Genomic DNA, 14,188 nt, shown 5'->3' on the forward strand with positions numbered 1-14,188 from the left:
AGGAGTTAGAAACCCATGACTAATACTGAACTCAAGCGCGAGCACCCCAAGTTCTCGCACCCACAGTCCATCGTTCCGGGCGTATCCGCCGGCAACATTCTGGAATCCCACGAGCCGCACGGCGTGCCAATGAAGGACATGTGGTCCCACCAAAAGGACCACATGCAGCTGGTTTCCCCACTGAACCGCCGCAAGTTTGAGGTCCTCGTTGTCGGTACCGGCCTATCCGCCGGCGCCGCTGCGGCCGCACTGGGCGAGCTGGGCTACAAGGTAAAGGTATTCACCTACCACGACTCCCCGCGCCGCGCGCACTCCATTGCCGCGCAGGGTGGCGTCAACGCCTCCCGTGCCAAGAAGGTGGACAATGACTCCGCCTACCGCCACACCAAGGACACCGTTAAGGGCGGCGACTACCGCTGCCGTGAGTCCGACTGCTGGCGCCTGGCAAACGAGTCCGTTCGCGTTATTGACCACATGAACGCCATCGGCGCCCCGTTCGCTCGCGAGTACGGCGGCACCCTGGCTACCCGTTCCTTCGGTGGTGTGCAGGTCTCCCGTACCTACTACACCCGTGGCCAAACAGGTCAGCAGCTGCAGCTGTCCACCACCTCTGCGCTCTACCGCCAGATTGGTTTGGGCAATGTGGAGCTCTTTGCCCACAATGACCTGCAGGACATCATCGTCTACAACGACAATGGCAAGAAGCGCGCTGGCGGCATCGTTACCCGCAACCTGATCACCGGTGAGCTCAAGGCCTTCACCGGCCATGCAGTCGTGCTGGGTACCGGCGGCTACGGCAACGTCTACCACATGTCCACCCTGGCTAAGAACTCCAATGCCAGCGCCATGATGCGTGCGTATGACAGCGGTGCCTACCTGGCCTCCCCGGCCTTCGTGCAGTTCCACCCGACGGGCCTGCCGGTCAACTCCGATTGGCAGTCCAAGACCATCTTGATGTCGGAGTCCCTGCGTAACGACGGCCGCATTTGGTCCCCGAAGAAGGAGGGCGACGACCGCGACCCGAATACCATTCCGGAAGAAGAGCGCGACTACTTCTTGGAGCGCCGCTACCCGGCATTCGGCAACCTGGTTCCGCGCGACGTTGCTTCCCGTGCCATCTCCCAGCAGATCAACGCCGGCCTAGGCGTTGGCCCGCTGCACAACTCGGTGTACCTGGACTTCCGCGACGCCATCGAGCGCCTGGGCAAGGACAAGATCCGCGAGCGCTACTCCAACCTCATCGAGATGTACGAAGAGGCTATCGGCGAGTCTGCTTATGAGACCCCGATGCGCATCGCCCCGACCTGCCACTTCACCATGGGTGGCCTGTGGACCGACTTCAATGAGATGACCTCCATCGACGGCCTCTTTGCCGCCGGTGAGTGCTCCTGGACCTACCACGGTGCTAACCGCCTGGGTGCTAACTCCCTGCTTTCGGCTTCCGTCGACGGCTGGTTCACCCTGCCGTTTACCATCCCGAACTACTTGGCTGACCACCTCAACGAGGAGAAGCTGGCCGAGGATTCCCCAGAGGCACAGGCAACCCTGGCGCAGTCCCAGGAGCGCATCGACCGCCTCATGGGCGTGCGCGGTGAGAACCCGCACGGTCCGTCCTACTACCACCGCCAGCTGGGCGATATCCTCTACCACGGCTGCGGCGTCTCCCGTAACGTCGAGGACCTCAAGACCGCGATCACCAAGATCCGCGAGCTGCGCGAGGACTTCTGGGCTAACGTCCGCATTCCGGGTGAGGCCAACGACATGAACCAGGTGCTGGAGTACGGCCTGCGCGTTGCCGACTACCTGGACTTGGGCGAGCTCATGTGTGTTGACGCTCTGGACCGCGATGAGTCCTGTGGCGCTCACTTCCGCGAGGACCACCTCACCGAGGACGGCGAGGCAGAACGCGACGATGAGAACTGGTGCTTCGTTTCCGCTTGGGAGCCCGGCGCTAATAAGAACGAGTTCATCCGCCACGCCGAGCCGCTGTACTTTGATTCGATCCCGCTGATGACAAGGAACTACAAGTAATGAAACTGACACTTGAGATCTGGCGTCAAGCCGGACCGACCCAAGAAGGCCACTTCGAGACCGTCCAGGTGGATGACGCCTCTGAGCAGATGTCCATCCTGGAGCTGCTGGATCACGTCAACGAGGGCTACATTGAGCGCGGCGAAGAGCCTTTCGCCTTCGCTTCCGACTGCCGTGAGGGCATCTGTGGTACCTGTGGTCTGACCGTCAACGGCCGTCCACACGGCCCTGGGCAGAACACCCCGGCCTGCCAGCAGCGCCTGTTCAACTTCACCGATGGCCAGACCATCAAGCTGGAGCCGTTCCGTTCCGCTGCTTACCCGGTCATCAAGGACATGATCGTCGACCGTGCGGCACTGGATCACGTGATGGAGCAGGGCGGCTACGTCTCCATGGACGCTGGTACCGCCCCGGATGCGGATACCATGCACATCAACCATGAGACCTCCGAGTACTCGCTGGACCACGCCGCCTGCATTGGCTGCGGTGCCTGCGTCGCTGCCTGCCCGAACGGTGCGGCCCACCTATTTACCGGTGCGAAGCTGGTGCACCTCTCCCTCATGCCGCTGGGCAAGGAAGAGCGTGGCCGCCGCGCCCGCAACATGGTCGATGACCTGGAAGCCAACTTCGGCCACTGCTCCCTCTACGGTGAGTGCGCCGATGTGTGCCCGGCCGGCGTTCCGCTGACCGCAGTTTCTGCGGTTACCCGCGAACGTGCACGTGCTGCTTTCCGTGGCAAGGACGACTAAGCTAAGGTTATTCCGTAGGAATACAAGGAACGAGAGAAAGACAGAAAGACTCCGCCATGAGCGATAACACCCACGCAGTCGCTGACTACGCCAGCGAGACCTACCCGGAGTTCTCCGGCAAGATTCAGGACACCTACATTGAGGGCTACGATCCAGTATCCTTCGGTGCTCCTCACTCTTCCCTCCTGCGCACCTCCACTTGGGTGGGCATGGGTCTGATCCTGTCTTGCCTCCCAGCCGCCGGCATCCTCATCTGGGGCCTGGGCGTGTGGGATACCCCGCTGGGCACCGCCGGCGAGGGTGACTACACCCTGACCACCATCATCGGCATTATCGCTCTGGTGGCTGTGGCCATCGCCGCAGTAGGCACCGTCCACTACGGCCGCCGCTACTACCGCAAGTACCGCAAGGAAACCGGCCGAGCCAACTAAATCGTTTCTTTAGCACGCAACCCCCGCTTCCACCAGCATGCATGACATGCAGGGAGGCGGGGGTGTTGCATATCCGCCCCTTCCAGCGACTCTTTCAGTCTGGTGGCTAAGTCTAGAAGTTCGTCGGGATTATTTGCGAGCCGTTGTTGAGACAGATTCCGTTGTGCTGCGCGTACAAACTTGGCGAGTGTGCCGGCGTCGCGGGCCAGTGGGGAAGTGGCAGGCAACTCCGCCTGTATTACCTGTAGGTGCTTGGCGGCACTGTTGGCGGCGTCTAGTGCGTACTCGTAGTCTCCAGTGTCCCCGTGCGCCCCAATAAACAACGCGCACAGTTGCGTGTCCTAGGCTTCATGAACAATGTCTGCCATTACTTCACCTTTCTACCCTTTTCCGGCTCGCGTTGAATGTAAAATTCTTGGCAACCTTTAAAAGATAGGACTCGGTTAATGCATATATCTAATATTTATCTCGCCTACGTCAAACGCTTCTTTCTATCCGATCCTGATGCAGCAATCCAGGTCTTGGCAGGTGCCAGTTTTGATGAGCAAGAGATTCTCGAGTGGATTGAGGAAGGCAAAAAAGTAGACCATGACATTTGGTACGAGGAAATTCCGATAGCGAACCCTCCCCATTCTCTCAGTTCGCCGAGTGAGGTATTAGTTTATTTCGATGGGTGTTCTTTTAACGAAGGATGGGAACATGATTTCCAGTGGACAGATCCAGTAGGTCGTAGAGCCCTTATACCCGACAAGTTTAATGGAGTTGTACGCCCCCAACCTGAGGCAGAAGGAGTGCTACGGGAAGACGGATATGTAGGTAATGATTACTATCTGTGGAGAGTTCCTTGCCCATGGAAAAGCCGCTACCTTTTAGCTCCGTTCCAGGAAAAGAGTAATGAGTACATTGACTACGGACGTCCGTTTACGGTTTGAGCGTAATTAAATCGTAAAATGGTGATGCGAGAAAAGTGACCTTAACTAGAGCAGTTAGTTAAGGTCACTTTTGTTTGTGCTAATGATTTTCATCAAAAATAAATCCGATAAGACATAAGGAAAAGGTTAGCCGTGGCCCGTTAGCGGAATGTAAAGCTCTGCGTCTATCCTTCTGTCTGCTTTCATCCTTCTCAATTCCATAAAATGCTGAGGAACGTTGTCGCTGACTTCCCCAAGCCACTCGATTTTATCTCCTGATCCATAGTCCAAGTCCCCGACAAGTGGGTCTCCAGCAAGTTGATCCGCCCAACCTTTTACAGCAGTATCTTCCTCCGAAGAGACGCCCCCAGTACTCGGTATTGGGAACATTTCCATACCAACATACGCAAGTCCTCGCGTAACTCTCATTACTGAAAATACGCAGTAGGCGAATCGAGGCGTTCTCCAGGCCGCTCTAAGCTCGACAGCCCCTGGGGAAATCAGGTTTTCTTCAGCGAAATATCTCTTCAAAAGAGAATTCATATAGCCCCCGAAAGCTGATGAGCTCCACTCAGTCTTCATATTCCACACTCCACACTTCAATGCGCCAAAATTTTTGTCCTGCACCAATTCACTGTATTTTACAGCCGAAAAATATCCTCAAGGGTTTATTTCTAGAATCGTGCTCTGAAGTGCCCCGAGTTTTGGAGGCAGAACTCGCCCCAAGCAATAATAGAAATCAAGGCAAATGCCTAGGAACAAAACTCGGGGCACTTCAATTGGAACCACCGCAAGCCCGGACATCGAGGGCCGGAAAAATAAAGAAATCCCCCCGCTTACACCGGGCAGCCCTGGGTCAGAGCCAGAGTTTTTCGCGAGTGCGCATCAGCCAGATGCTTCCCCAGCGCGTGAGCTTGGGGCGAAAAGGAGTGCTGAATCTGGGGAGAGAAGCCGCGAGTCCTGCTGATAGCTCCAGCAGCCGCCAGAATGCGTACACATGCCGTCACTGCCCCGGAGTAATGTCCGGAGCCACCTAAGCGACCGACCGACCGACGGAAGAACCCCCGCTAGTGCCCCTTTTTTCACACTGGAGGCACGGCGCTCTCTCCCCCCTCCCTCCCTCAGGAAGGCTGGGGTTGCAGGGCTTGAGCAGCGTCGAAAATTCAAGCGGCGATTAGCGCCCTTGTTCGATAAAAGCTCCTAGTGCTTCAGCCACAAGGGCCTGCAGGGTGACGCCGCGCGAGCGGGCCGCATCAGTCGCTCGAGCCTTGAGGTCAGCAGGCACGCGTACGTTCATCGATACAAGCGCGGGGGGCGTGGCAGCGGCAGCTCCAGGGCGTGGAGGGTAGCGACTTGGACGTCCTCGACGGTGTAGTGCTCGCCTAGGCGGTGAGCAGCCTCTGGGGCGAAAGACTCCAGGCGGGCGCGGGCAGCTTGGGCAGCGGGTGAGGGCGGACGTTTACGTGTAGACATGATTTCATGTGTACACGACGGATAGCTAGGTTGCTGATTTTTATTGAAGTGTCCCAGGTTTTGTTCCGTTTGAGTAGATGGGAAAATCTGGAACATGCCAAGGAAATTTGACCAGGATGCCAAGAACCGTGTGGTTCGTCTTGTGGAAGATCGCATCTTGGCGGAAAATATGTCGATGCAGGCGGCGTGCCAGGCAGTAGCTCCAAAGTTGGGGGTTTCATGGCACACAGCTCGTCAATGGACTTAAGCTTGCCCGCCGTTCGGGAAACGTCCCAGAGTCTGTGCCTGAAGATTTGGCCGCCGAAAACGCGAGGTTGCGTCGTGAAAATCAAGAGCTACGCGATACTAATGAGCTACTGAAGGGTGCCTCGGCTTTTTTCGCGTCAGGACTCGACCCAAAACGTCGGAAATGATCCGGTTCATCGATGAATACCGGAATTGTTTCTCTGTTGAGTTCATTTGTAAGACGTTGAAAAGTAACCGGGCTGGTGGGTTTATCACCTCGCGTGGGTATCGCCAGTCCAAGACCCGTGGATTAAGCGCTCGTCGCCTTCGCGATGCTGTTCTGGTTGAACGCATTAGTGCTGTTCATCGAGACAATTACGGCGTCTACGGCGTGCGGATAATGTGGCATGCTCTCCGCCGTGCCGGAATAGATATCGGTCGTGAACAAACCGCTCGGTTGATGCACCTGGCCGGTGTTTCTGGCAAAGGCAAAGGTGGATCACCAATTACAACCCGAAAAGCTAACATGCCTGATCTGCGCCCAGACTTGGTCGAGCGTGAATTCAAAGCTCAAGGACCGAATAAGCTGTGGGTTGCTGACATTTGCGTATGTGCGCACGAAAAAGGCTTTGTGTATGCCGCGTTTGTCACCGACGGTTACTCCCGACGGATCGTTGGGTGGGCGTTATCAGACTCCATGCGTACCGAAGCACTGCCGCTGCAAGCTCTCAACCAGGCGACCCAAGTGTGCTGAGGAAACAACAGGTCTCATTCACCATTCGGATCACGGCTCGCAGTATGTCAGCGTGGTCTACAACGAGCGACTTGCCCAGCACGGGATTGCCGCTTCTACTGGGACTGTTGGTGACTCCTATGACAATGCTCTTGCTGAAAACGTTAACGGCTCCTACAAGAACGAGCTGATCCATACTCGCAGGTGGAATGACGTTGTCCAAGCAGAAATCGCTACGTTCGAGTGGGTGTCATGGTGGAACGAGACGAGACTTCACCAAAGTTTGGGATACCGAACCCCAGTCGAAGTGGAAACCGATTTTTGGAAGCAGAACCCGTCGCAAGAAATAATAGAAATCAAGGCAAATGCCTAGGAACAAAACTCGGGGCACTTCAATGTCAGTGGTTGTGCTGGTGGTAGGCCTATATGTTGCGGGGGAGTAGTGGGGCTGCGTGGCTTTTACGCCAGTTGTTGGTGGTTCGGAATGCTTGGCCTTGGCGCAAAATCTTGCAGCCAATTTCGCCGCGTTTGAACCCGAAAAGGGCGTGGAGCATTTTCACCGTGGCGGTCGCATCGGCTACTGCCGCGTGTGCGTCCGGATTATCTAGTCCTAGGCGGTCGAGGAGTGTCGGTAGGCTGTAGGGGCCACGGTCCAGTAATTGCTTGGCAAGGTCAATGGTGTCAATAACGGGGAAGAACTCGTCCTTGTCATCGTCGACACCGGCCGTGCGGGCTGATTCCGTGAGGATCAATTTTGAACCCGAAGAGGGCATTGGAGGGCGTCCATAATTAAGGAACCGAGTTCTAGCGAAAATGTGGTTTTGAACCCCTAGGTACTCTAAGACGCCTTCCAAGGAACCTGACTTCAGGATGATGCTCACATTCTTCGTTCATAAACTTAACTACTGAAGGCAGAGGTCGAGTGCTTTTAAATACGCACTAGGCTTAATAGCCGAAATCCGAATGCACCTTCCCAACCCAAGGAGAACTCATGACGCACCGCGCGGACGAAGGCCTCGAATCCGCAGCCGCATCGGCACCGGAGCCGGCATCGTCGGGTGCTGCTCCCGTGCCGCAGGCTGGTAACCAGGAGGCCCGGCGGGCGGACCTGCGGCGGTGGAAGGCGATTGCGCTGTCGTTTCTGATTGGTGCGGCGGTGATCTTTTTGGGGTGTTCGTGGTGGCAGGCGTCGGAAAGCGGGGCACCTGTGTGGGTGGGCTACGTGCGTGCAGCGGCAGAGGCCGGCATGGTAGGTGGCCTGGCGGACTGGTTTGCGGTGACCGCGCTTTTCCGCCGGCCCATGGGACTGCCCATCCCGCATACGGCGCTGATTCCGAATAATAAGGACCGCGTGGGCGATGCCCTGAGTGACTTTGTGGAAGAAAACTTCCTCACCGCAGATGCGCTTAGCGCCAAGGTTCGCGAGGCGGAGCTGCCGCTATGGCTGGCGCGCCAGGGCGTAGAGCCGGGCAAGGCGGAGGAGGTCTCCGCGTGGATTGGTGAGCGTGCGGCCAGCGTGGTGTCGGATTTGGATCCTGCGGAGGCGGAGCATTTCATCCGCACCCAAGTCATGGACCGTCTAGCCGAGCCCGAGTGGGGCCCGCCGCTGGGTAGGCTGCTGGAGGGCTATATTGCAGACGGCAAGGCACGCCCCCTGGAAGACGACCTGATCGACTGGGCACACGGCAAGATTCTCAGCATGGAATCCACGGTGGTCACCGCCATTGATGAGCGCATGCCTGGCTGGGCACCGCGCTTTGCCCGCGAGATGGTGGGGGAGAAGGTCTATACCGAGCTCGTGGAATTCGCCGATGAGGTCCGCCGCAATGGCAATCACGAGGCCCGCCTAGCCATTCGCCGCAACCTGTCCAAGCTCGCCTCTGATCTGCAGTGGGATGAGGACATGCGCGGGCGCATCGAGGGAATCAAGCAAGAAATGCTCGCCTCCGACCAAGCCCAGCAGGCACCGGCTGCCATGTGGCGCACGGTCTCCACCACTCTCATTGACCAGCTCAATGACTCGGAGTCTTTCTTGCGCCAAAAGATAACGGCCAAGGTCAAGGAGCTGGCGCACCGCCTGCTCGAAGACTCCGAATTCTTGGCCCAGGCCAATGCACTGGTGGATAAGGCCGCGCGCTATGCCGTGGAGAAATTCGCCCCGGAAATCATCGCGATTATTCCAGAGACCATCAAGCGCTGGGATGCGGAGGAAGCCTCCCAAAATATCGAGCTCATGGTGGGTAAGGACCTGCAATTTATTCGTTTGAACGGCACTATCGTCGGTTCCCTGGCAGGATTGGTGATATTCGCGATCAACCACCTTATCTTTGGTGCTTAGACATAAGGAGTAATGAGCAATGAGTGATAATAAGAAGATTTTCGATTCCCTGAAAGATGCCGGCAGCGCTGCTTTTGAGGTAGCCAAGGACTTCGGTGGCCGCCTGCAAGAAGAACGCACCCAGCACGCTCATGGCGCGGAGGCTGAGAGCCCCTATGGCAACACTGGCAAGGACGGCCTAGTAGATAAAGCCACCACCACCGCGAAGGAGTTTGGTGCTTCCTTGAAGAAGGCCGCGGACGGCACCCGCGAGTCCGCGTCTTTCGCTGACGCCAAGGGCAAGTTCACTACCGCCTATAACGAGACCCGCGAGGGTGTCATGGACGCTTATAATTCCGCCCAGGCCCGCCGCGCGGAAAAGAAGAATGCGTCGCGCCCCGGCCAGAATTCGGCTCCTTCGCAGGGCGATAATATTATCGATGGCGAAGTAATCGAGACTGACGATCCACAGAATTAAACTACATGTATTCACTTTTGGAAATTGCGTACCACTTGGATGCCTATATTCTGCGCATCCTCGCCCTGACCGCCATCGTCGGCGCGGTCCTCGCTGCTGCCACGCGCGAGGATGCCTTCCGAGCCGGTGACCGACAAGGTAAGTGGGTATGGGTAGGCCTGCTGGCGGGCTCGGCGGTAGCGATGGCCACCGGCATGCCATTCCTGTCTTGGATCGGCGCGGTTATTACCGGCGTGTACTGGTTTGATGTGCGCCCGCAGCTCAAGGCCATCATCAACGGCGATTACAGCTACTAATGCTTAACCTGCTTAACGCCTCGGCCGCGACGGTCAAGGACCATGCCGCCGATAACACCGTCGTGGTCTCCCCGCACCATGTTTCCATTGCCGCGGGGGCCGGCGCGGCCGATATCATCTCCGTTGCCGGTTATCCCACCGGCCGCCACCACACGCTCATCAAGGCCTCTGAGGCGCGCTTGGCCATCCAATCCGGCGCCAGCGAGGTGTGGGTCAGCCTCGATGAGACCGTGACGGATGCCAATGCCGTGCTCTCCGAGCTCATCGCCATCCGCGAGGCCTGCCCGGATCCGGCCCGCTTGGGCCTCATCGTCCCAGACGCCCCGCTTGCCGACGCCACCCTCAACGCCGCCCACCAAGCCGGCTACCAGCGCCTCATTGTGCGCAGCTGCGAGGCTGCGGACCGCGCGGAATCCGGTGCCGGTGAAGAAGGCATGAAAAAAGGACCGGCGTTGGCCGCTGCCACGCTTCCGGTCCTCGAATTTCCCGCTGCTTTGGTTTAGGCGGCTTCCTTTTGCGCGTCCTGCTGCGGCGCGCCATTGCCCGTGGCGCCGCCCTGGCCCGCGGAGTTACCGCCGCCGGCGAACTTATCCATGTCGTTCATCGGAACATCAGTGCCGGTGATGGTGAGCTTGAGCTCGCCATCGAGCACCTCCACGGAATCGACGTTCATGTCCGAGCCCACGAACTGATCCGACATGCCGTTTTGCAGCGCGGAGGAGATGGCTTCGGTGGCCTGGTCCGGCAGCTCGAGGCCAAAGATGGAGGCCTCGGTGGCGCGGATATCGAGCTTTCCATCGTGGGCGGTGGGCTCTAGTGAGAGGTTGGCTAGGCCGCCTGCGAACTTCACGTCCAGCACATGGTCCTGTTCATTGGCGTTAATCTCCGTGACCACCATATTGCCCACCTTCTCGCTGCCGGCCTGCTCGGAAATGCCCTTTTGGAAGGACGCCAGCAGGTAATCATCCGGCACGGTGGTAGACGCGCGCAGCTTGCCGGCCACCGGATTCTCTTGGTCGGTGCTCATATCTTCCACGTGGATCTCGGAGGCAGGCTGGCCCTTGATATCAGTGCCATCGATTTGCAGGGTGGACGGTGTGGTCATATCCATTTGGGAAATAGATCCCTTCAACAGGCCCAATAGCAGCGGGCTGCCGCCAAAGCTGACGGAGGGGTCTTCTTTGACCTGGATTCCCTCTTGCTCCGCGGCCTCGTTGAATTGCGAGGTCATCTGGTGGCCGATGAACCATCGCAGGCCGAACTCGGCCAAGAGGATGAGCACGAGCAGTGCTACGAGGATGCCAATGATGATTTTCCAGGCGAGTGAACCCGCCGATTTCTTCGAAGCCATGCGTACCAGTGTGGCGCATGAGACGGCGCGGGGCAAAGTTTGTGGGAGCCTTCGGGCACATTGCTAGGCACTTCACAGCTCCCCAGCTGCTATCCTCGCGCGGCGCGTTTAGTCCCGCGGCGCCACCGATTCCCAGTCCACGGTGAGCACATTATCGCGCAGGCGCCGGCGGACGGGGTGGATGTTAAAGGGGGCGTCGGCAAGCGCGGCTCGTGCCATGCGCCAGCGCACGCGTGGACCGTAAGGCGCCCACCCCGCCGCGTGGTCCCAGGCCTCGTCGGCGGCCTGAAGCAGCTCGTGGATGGGCTCGCCGGGCACGTTGCGGTGGATGAGGATTTTGGGCAGGCGCTCGGCAATATCGGAGGGGCGCGCCACGTCGAACGGGTCCCACGCCAGGGTGAGCGTCCGCGGACCATGGGCATCGAGCAGCAACCAGGCCGCGCGCCGGCCCAGCTCATCGCAGGTGCCCTCCACAAAGAAGCCGCCGGGTGCCAGCCGAGAACACACCGTCTGCCAGGCCTCTTCGACCTGGTCCACGTCATACTGGCGCAGCACATTAAATGCGCGCACCAGCTGCGGCCGGTAGCCGGCCAGCTCAAAACCGCCCAGCTCGAAGCGCACGCCGTCGCGCGGCGGCAGGACCCGGTCCGGATGGATTTCGAGCCCGCGGACGTCTACCTGCGGATTCGCCCGGCGCAGCCACCCTGCCCACTCCACGGTGGTCGCGTGCGAAGCCCCGTAGCCTACGTCGAGCGCGAGCGGCTTTTCCACGTGCCGCAGCAGCGTGGAAATCTCTGGGTGCGCGAGCATCCATCTATCGCAGCGGCGCAGGCGATTGTGATTGGTGGTGCCGCGGGTAATAACGCCAAAAGGCCGACCCGCAGCTGCGCTGGCGCGCAGATTATGTGCGTGGTCGGCCATAGATATTGGGTCTTAAGAACTTAGGCGTTCTCAGAGATCCACTGCTCGGTGAGCTTGCCTTCGTTATCGAAAAGCTCAGCCAGGGACTCGCCCACCTTCGGCTCGATGGCGGCGCCCATCATCGGAATATTGACGGAAATCTCGTTGACGTAGGACAGCTTGGTCATCTCGCCCTCGCCAGCCAGGGAGATATCGCCCTTGAAATCAACCGGGGTGCCCTTGACATCCGCGGTGTAGTTAACGTCAGCAGCCTCACCGTTGAGCTCGCCGACGGTAACCACGCGCTTGACCTTGAGGTCCTGGGAGACCATGGCGCGCACTGCCTCTGGCAGCAGGGTGGTCGGCAGAACTTCGAAAAGGGTGGCAACGTTATCGCTGAAGTCGTGCACCTGGCCCGCCTCGGGGGAGAGGTTGGCCACGATGTACTCCCAGTATTCCTTGGTGAGCAGCGCCTTGTGGACCTTTTCGATGGGCTGATTGATGGTTACGGTGTTTTCACTACGGGTTGACATGCCTAACAGACTACCTTGGTAGGCGTGCTTGATAAATCTTTGACGCAACAGCTCACAGCGATCGACGGGGTAGAACTGGACCCCACCGCCACCTTCGCGGACCTGACTACACTGCGTGTGGGCGGAAAACCGCAGGCCGCACTGCGCTGCTCGCAGCCGGAGGCCGCCGTCGCCGTGGTGCGTGCCCTTGATCACGCCGAAGTGAAGTTCATAGTCGTTGGCGGCGGCTCCAACCTCTTGGTGGCCGATGGCGCAGTGGATCTCGTCGCGGTCATCCTCGACTTCGACGAGGTCTCTATGGACACCGAGACCGGCATGGTGCGCGCACAGGCGGGCGCCGTCTGGGATGACGTGGTGGCTCGCTCCGTGCAGCTCGGCATGGGCGGCATCGAGTGCCTCTCCGGCATTCCCGGCACCGTGGGTGCGGTACCCGTGCAGAATGTGGGTGCCTATGGCGCGGAGATCTCTGAGGTCCTGACCCGCGTGCGCCTCTATAACCGCCGTACCGATGCCGATGAGTGGGTCCCCGCCTCCGATCTGGAGCTAGCGTACCGCTATTCCAACCTGAAATTCACCGGCCGCGCCGTGGTCCTTGAGGTGGAGCTGCAGCTCGATACCGAGGGCCTTTCCCGCCCGCTGCGCTTTGGCCAGCTCACCCAGAACCCGGGCGAGCGCCGCCCCGTGGCCGAGGTCCGCGAGGAGGTCCTCAAGCTCCGCCGCGGCAAGGGTATGGTGCTCGACCCCACCGACCATGACACCTGGTCCGCTGGCTCTTTCTTTACCAACCCGGTGGTGGACTCCGCTCTTGCCGACGCCGTCCAGGCCAAGGTCCGTGCCTCGCTTGGCGACGCCACCGCAGACTCCATGCCCCGCCACCCCTCTACAGAGACCGGCTGGGAAAAGCTCTCCGCCGCCTGGCTTATTGACCGCGCTGGGTTTGCCAAGGGCTACCCGGGCTCCGGCCGGGCCACGCTCTCGACGAAGCACACGCTGGCGCTGACCAACCGCGGCGAGGCTAAGGCCGCCGATATCGTGGATCTCGCCCGCACCATCCGCGACGGCGTCCAGGAAACCTTCGGCGTGGAGCTCGTGCCCGAGCCCGTGTGGATCGGCCTTTCCCTCGACGAGTAGCGCGCGACCGCGCTGTCGCTTCGGTCTCTGGGGCATAAAACCTACAAAGCAGCCACGATAGCGCCCTTAACCACGCGGTTTTCGGGTCTATCGTGGCTGCTTTTCAGTTCGGCGCCTCTCGCGCCGGCGACTGGCTTAGGCGGCCATGACCTGGAGCCACTCATCCTTAGCGCCCAAGAATGCGCGGGCTGCCTCCTGCGCGCCCTCCAAGCTGTGGTGCGCACCCCAGCCGCACTGCTCTTCGTTGGCGGCCGGTACCTCGGTAGCGTTAAGAATATCGTTGAGCGCGCCTTCCACCGCGCGCAGCAGCTCGTCCTGTTCCATGCCGTTGGTGATGGCGTAGAAGCCGGTGCGGCAGCCCATCGGGGCGAAACCGATGAGCTTATCGGTGTAGTTGCGCATGAAGTTTGCCATCATGTGCTCCACCGAGTGCAGCGCCTTGGTATCCAGGTGGTCCTGGTTAGGCTGGCAGAAACGCAGGTCATACTTGACGATTTCGACGCCGCCGCCCAAATCCGTGCGGTCGGCCACGCGGATATATGGCGCGCTGACTAGGCGGTGGTCGAGTTCGAAGGACTTAACGTTGAGCTTCTTTTCATTCTGGTCATTCATGCTTCTCCAGTGTAATC

The 14,188-nt window shown here is 59.3% G+C and carries 18 protein-coding genes and 1 pseudogene; 12 read left to right on the forward strand and 7 right to left on the reverse strand.

The window, feature by feature from the left end; translation table 11 throughout:
• Window positions 1-15: 15 nt before the first annotated feature.
• The 4 genes from CORTU0001_RS02650 to CORTU0001_RS11900 all read left to right on the forward strand — a co-directional run bounded on the left by CORTU0001_RS02650 (window position 16) and on the right by CORTU0001_RS11900 (window position 4,143).
• On the forward strand, window positions 16-2,031 hold the full coding sequence (locus CORTU0001_RS02650; protein WP_005327184.1) for a fumarate reductase/succinate dehydrogenase flavoprotein subunit: 2,016 nt from the start codon (window positions 16-18) through the stop codon (window positions 2,029-2,031).
• Complete coding sequence (locus CORTU0001_RS02655) at window positions 2,031-2,780, forward strand: succinate dehydrogenase/fumarate reductase iron-sulfur subunit (RefSeq protein WP_005327185.1); 750 nt, start codon at window positions 2,031-2,033, stop codon at window positions 2,778-2,780. The genes CORTU0001_RS02650 and CORTU0001_RS02655 overlap by 1 nt, the downstream gene beginning before the upstream one ends.
• A gap of 56 nt (window positions 2,781-2,836) precedes the next feature.
• Window positions 2,837-3,211 carry a hypothetical protein gene (locus CORTU0001_RS02660; protein ID WP_005327186.1) on the forward strand — a complete coding sequence of 125 codons (375 nt, stop codon included), beginning with the start codon at window positions 2,837-2,839 and terminating at the stop codon, window positions 3,209-3,211.
• Between the two features lie 446 nt (window positions 3,212-3,657).
• Window positions 3,658-4,143, forward strand: a complete 486-nt coding sequence (locus CORTU0001_RS11900; RefSeq protein ID WP_234447399.1) for a hypothetical protein — start codon at window positions 3,658-3,660, stop codon at window positions 4,141-4,143.
• Window positions 4,144-4,269: 126 nt separating this feature from the next.
• Here CORTU0001_RS11900 and CORTU0001_RS02670 read toward each other — a convergent pair whose 3' ends face one another.
• Window positions 4,270-4,704 carry a hypothetical protein gene (locus CORTU0001_RS02670; protein WP_034668021.1) on the reverse strand — a complete coding sequence of 145 codons (435 nt, stop codon included), beginning with the start codon at window positions 4,702-4,704 and terminating at the stop codon, window positions 4,270-4,272.
• 711 nt (window positions 4,705-5,415) lie between these two features.
• Window positions 5,416-5,595, reverse strand: coding sequence for a hypothetical protein (locus CORTU0001_RS11680; RefSeq protein WP_157749111.1), 180 nt, complete (start codon window positions 5,593-5,595; stop codon window positions 5,416-5,418).
• A 48-nt stretch (window positions 5,596-5,643) separates the two neighbouring features.
• On the opposite strand from CORTU0001_RS11680, the pseudogene CORTU0001_RS11905 reads away from it, so the two are divergent.
• From CORTU0001_RS11905 to CORTU0001_RS11685, 3 genes and pseudogenes are all read left to right on the forward strand, one after another.
• Window positions 5,644-5,842, forward strand: a pseudogene (locus tag CORTU0001_RS11905) (hypothetical protein).
• Between the two features lie 162 nt (window positions 5,843-6,004).
• Window positions 6,005-6,574, forward strand: coding sequence for an IS3 family transposase (locus tag CORTU0001_RS11620; RefSeq protein ID WP_100067793.1), 570 nt, complete (start codon window positions 6,005-6,007; stop codon window positions 6,572-6,574).
• 52 nt (window positions 6,575-6,626) lie between these two features.
• Entirely contained in the window at window positions 6,627-6,926 is a 300-nt protein-coding gene (locus CORTU0001_RS11685; RefSeq protein WP_157749112.1) for an integrase core domain-containing protein, read from the forward strand.
• A 49-nt stretch (window positions 6,927-6,975) separates the two neighbouring features.
• On the opposite strand, the gene CORTU0001_RS02680 is transcribed toward CORTU0001_RS11685, so the two are convergent.
• Window positions 6,976-7,326 (reverse strand): exonuclease domain-containing protein, encoded by a 351-nt coding sequence (locus CORTU0001_RS02680; RefSeq protein WP_005327191.1) that lies wholly within the window; start codon window positions 7,324-7,326, stop codon window positions 6,976-6,978.
• Between the two features lie 218 nt (window positions 7,327-7,544).
• Between CORTU0001_RS02680 and CORTU0001_RS02685 the strand changes: the two genes are divergently transcribed.
• Genes CORTU0001_RS02685 through CORTU0001_RS02700 form a run of 4 tightly spaced genes read left to right on the forward strand, consistent with a single transcriptional unit; the run spans window position 7,545 to window position 10,147 of the window.
• Window positions 7,545-8,891: a DUF445 domain-containing protein gene (locus CORTU0001_RS02685; protein ID WP_005327192.1), complete on the forward strand. Its 1,347-nt coding sequence runs from the start codon at window positions 7,545-7,547 to the stop codon at window positions 8,889-8,891.
• 19 nt (window positions 8,892-8,910) lie between these two features.
• On the forward strand, window positions 8,911-9,348 hold the full coding sequence (locus CORTU0001_RS02690; protein WP_005327193.1) for a CGLAU_01105 family protein: 438 nt from the start codon (window positions 8,911-8,913) through the stop codon (window positions 9,346-9,348).
• 5 nt (window positions 9,349-9,353) lie between these two features.
• Window positions 9,354-9,644, forward strand: a complete 291-nt coding sequence (locus tag CORTU0001_RS02695) for a DUF2516 family protein (RefSeq protein WP_005327194.1) — start codon at window positions 9,354-9,356, stop codon at window positions 9,642-9,644.
• Window positions 9,644-10,147 carry a beta/alpha barrel domain-containing protein gene (locus tag CORTU0001_RS02700; RefSeq protein WP_005327196.1) on the forward strand — a complete coding sequence of 168 codons (504 nt, stop codon included), beginning with the start codon at window positions 9,644-9,646 and terminating at the stop codon, window positions 10,145-10,147. Before CORTU0001_RS02695 ends, CORTU0001_RS02700 begins: the two co-directional genes overlap by 1 nt.
• Here the strand turns inward: CORTU0001_RS02700 and CORTU0001_RS02705 are convergent.
• From CORTU0001_RS02705 to CORTU0001_RS02715, 3 genes are all read right to left on the reverse strand, one after another.
• Window positions 10,144-10,995 (reverse strand): LmeA family phospholipid-binding protein, encoded by an 852-nt coding sequence (locus CORTU0001_RS02705; RefSeq protein ID WP_005327199.1) that lies wholly within the window; start codon window positions 10,993-10,995, stop codon window positions 10,144-10,146. The genes CORTU0001_RS02700 and CORTU0001_RS02705 overlap by 4 nt on opposite strands.
• Before the next feature lie 108 nt (window positions 10,996-11,103).
• Window positions 11,104-11,916, reverse strand: coding sequence for a hypothetical protein (locus CORTU0001_RS02710; protein WP_005327200.1), 813 nt, complete (start codon window positions 11,914-11,916; stop codon window positions 11,104-11,106).
• Window positions 11,917-11,936: 20 nt separating this feature from the next.
• Window positions 11,937-12,428 carry a DUF2505 domain-containing protein gene (locus CORTU0001_RS02715; RefSeq protein WP_005327201.1) on the reverse strand — a complete coding sequence of 164 codons (492 nt, stop codon included), beginning with the start codon at window positions 12,426-12,428 and terminating at the stop codon, window positions 11,937-11,939.
• 24 nt (window positions 12,429-12,452) lie between these two features.
• Between CORTU0001_RS02715 and CORTU0001_RS02720 the strand changes: the two genes are divergently transcribed.
• Window positions 12,453-13,559: a UDP-N-acetylmuramate dehydrogenase gene (locus CORTU0001_RS02720; RefSeq protein WP_005327203.1), complete on the forward strand. Its 1,107-nt coding sequence runs from the start codon at window positions 12,453-12,455 to the stop codon at window positions 13,557-13,559.
• Window positions 13,560-13,694: 135 nt separating this feature from the next.
• On the opposite strand, the gene CORTU0001_RS02725 is transcribed toward CORTU0001_RS02720, so the two are convergent.
• Window positions 13,695-14,171 carry an S-ribosylhomocysteine lyase gene (locus tag CORTU0001_RS02725; RefSeq protein ID WP_005327204.1) on the reverse strand — a complete coding sequence of 159 codons (477 nt, stop codon included), beginning with the start codon at window positions 14,169-14,171 and terminating at the stop codon, window positions 13,695-13,697.
• Between the last annotated feature and the right edge of the window lie 17 nt (window positions 14,172-14,188).

Source organism: Corynebacterium tuberculostearicum SK141 (assembly GCF_000175635.1).
Classification (GTDB): domain Bacteria; phylum Actinomycetota; class Actinomycetes; order Mycobacteriales; family Mycobacteriaceae; genus Corynebacterium; species Corynebacterium tuberculostearicum_C.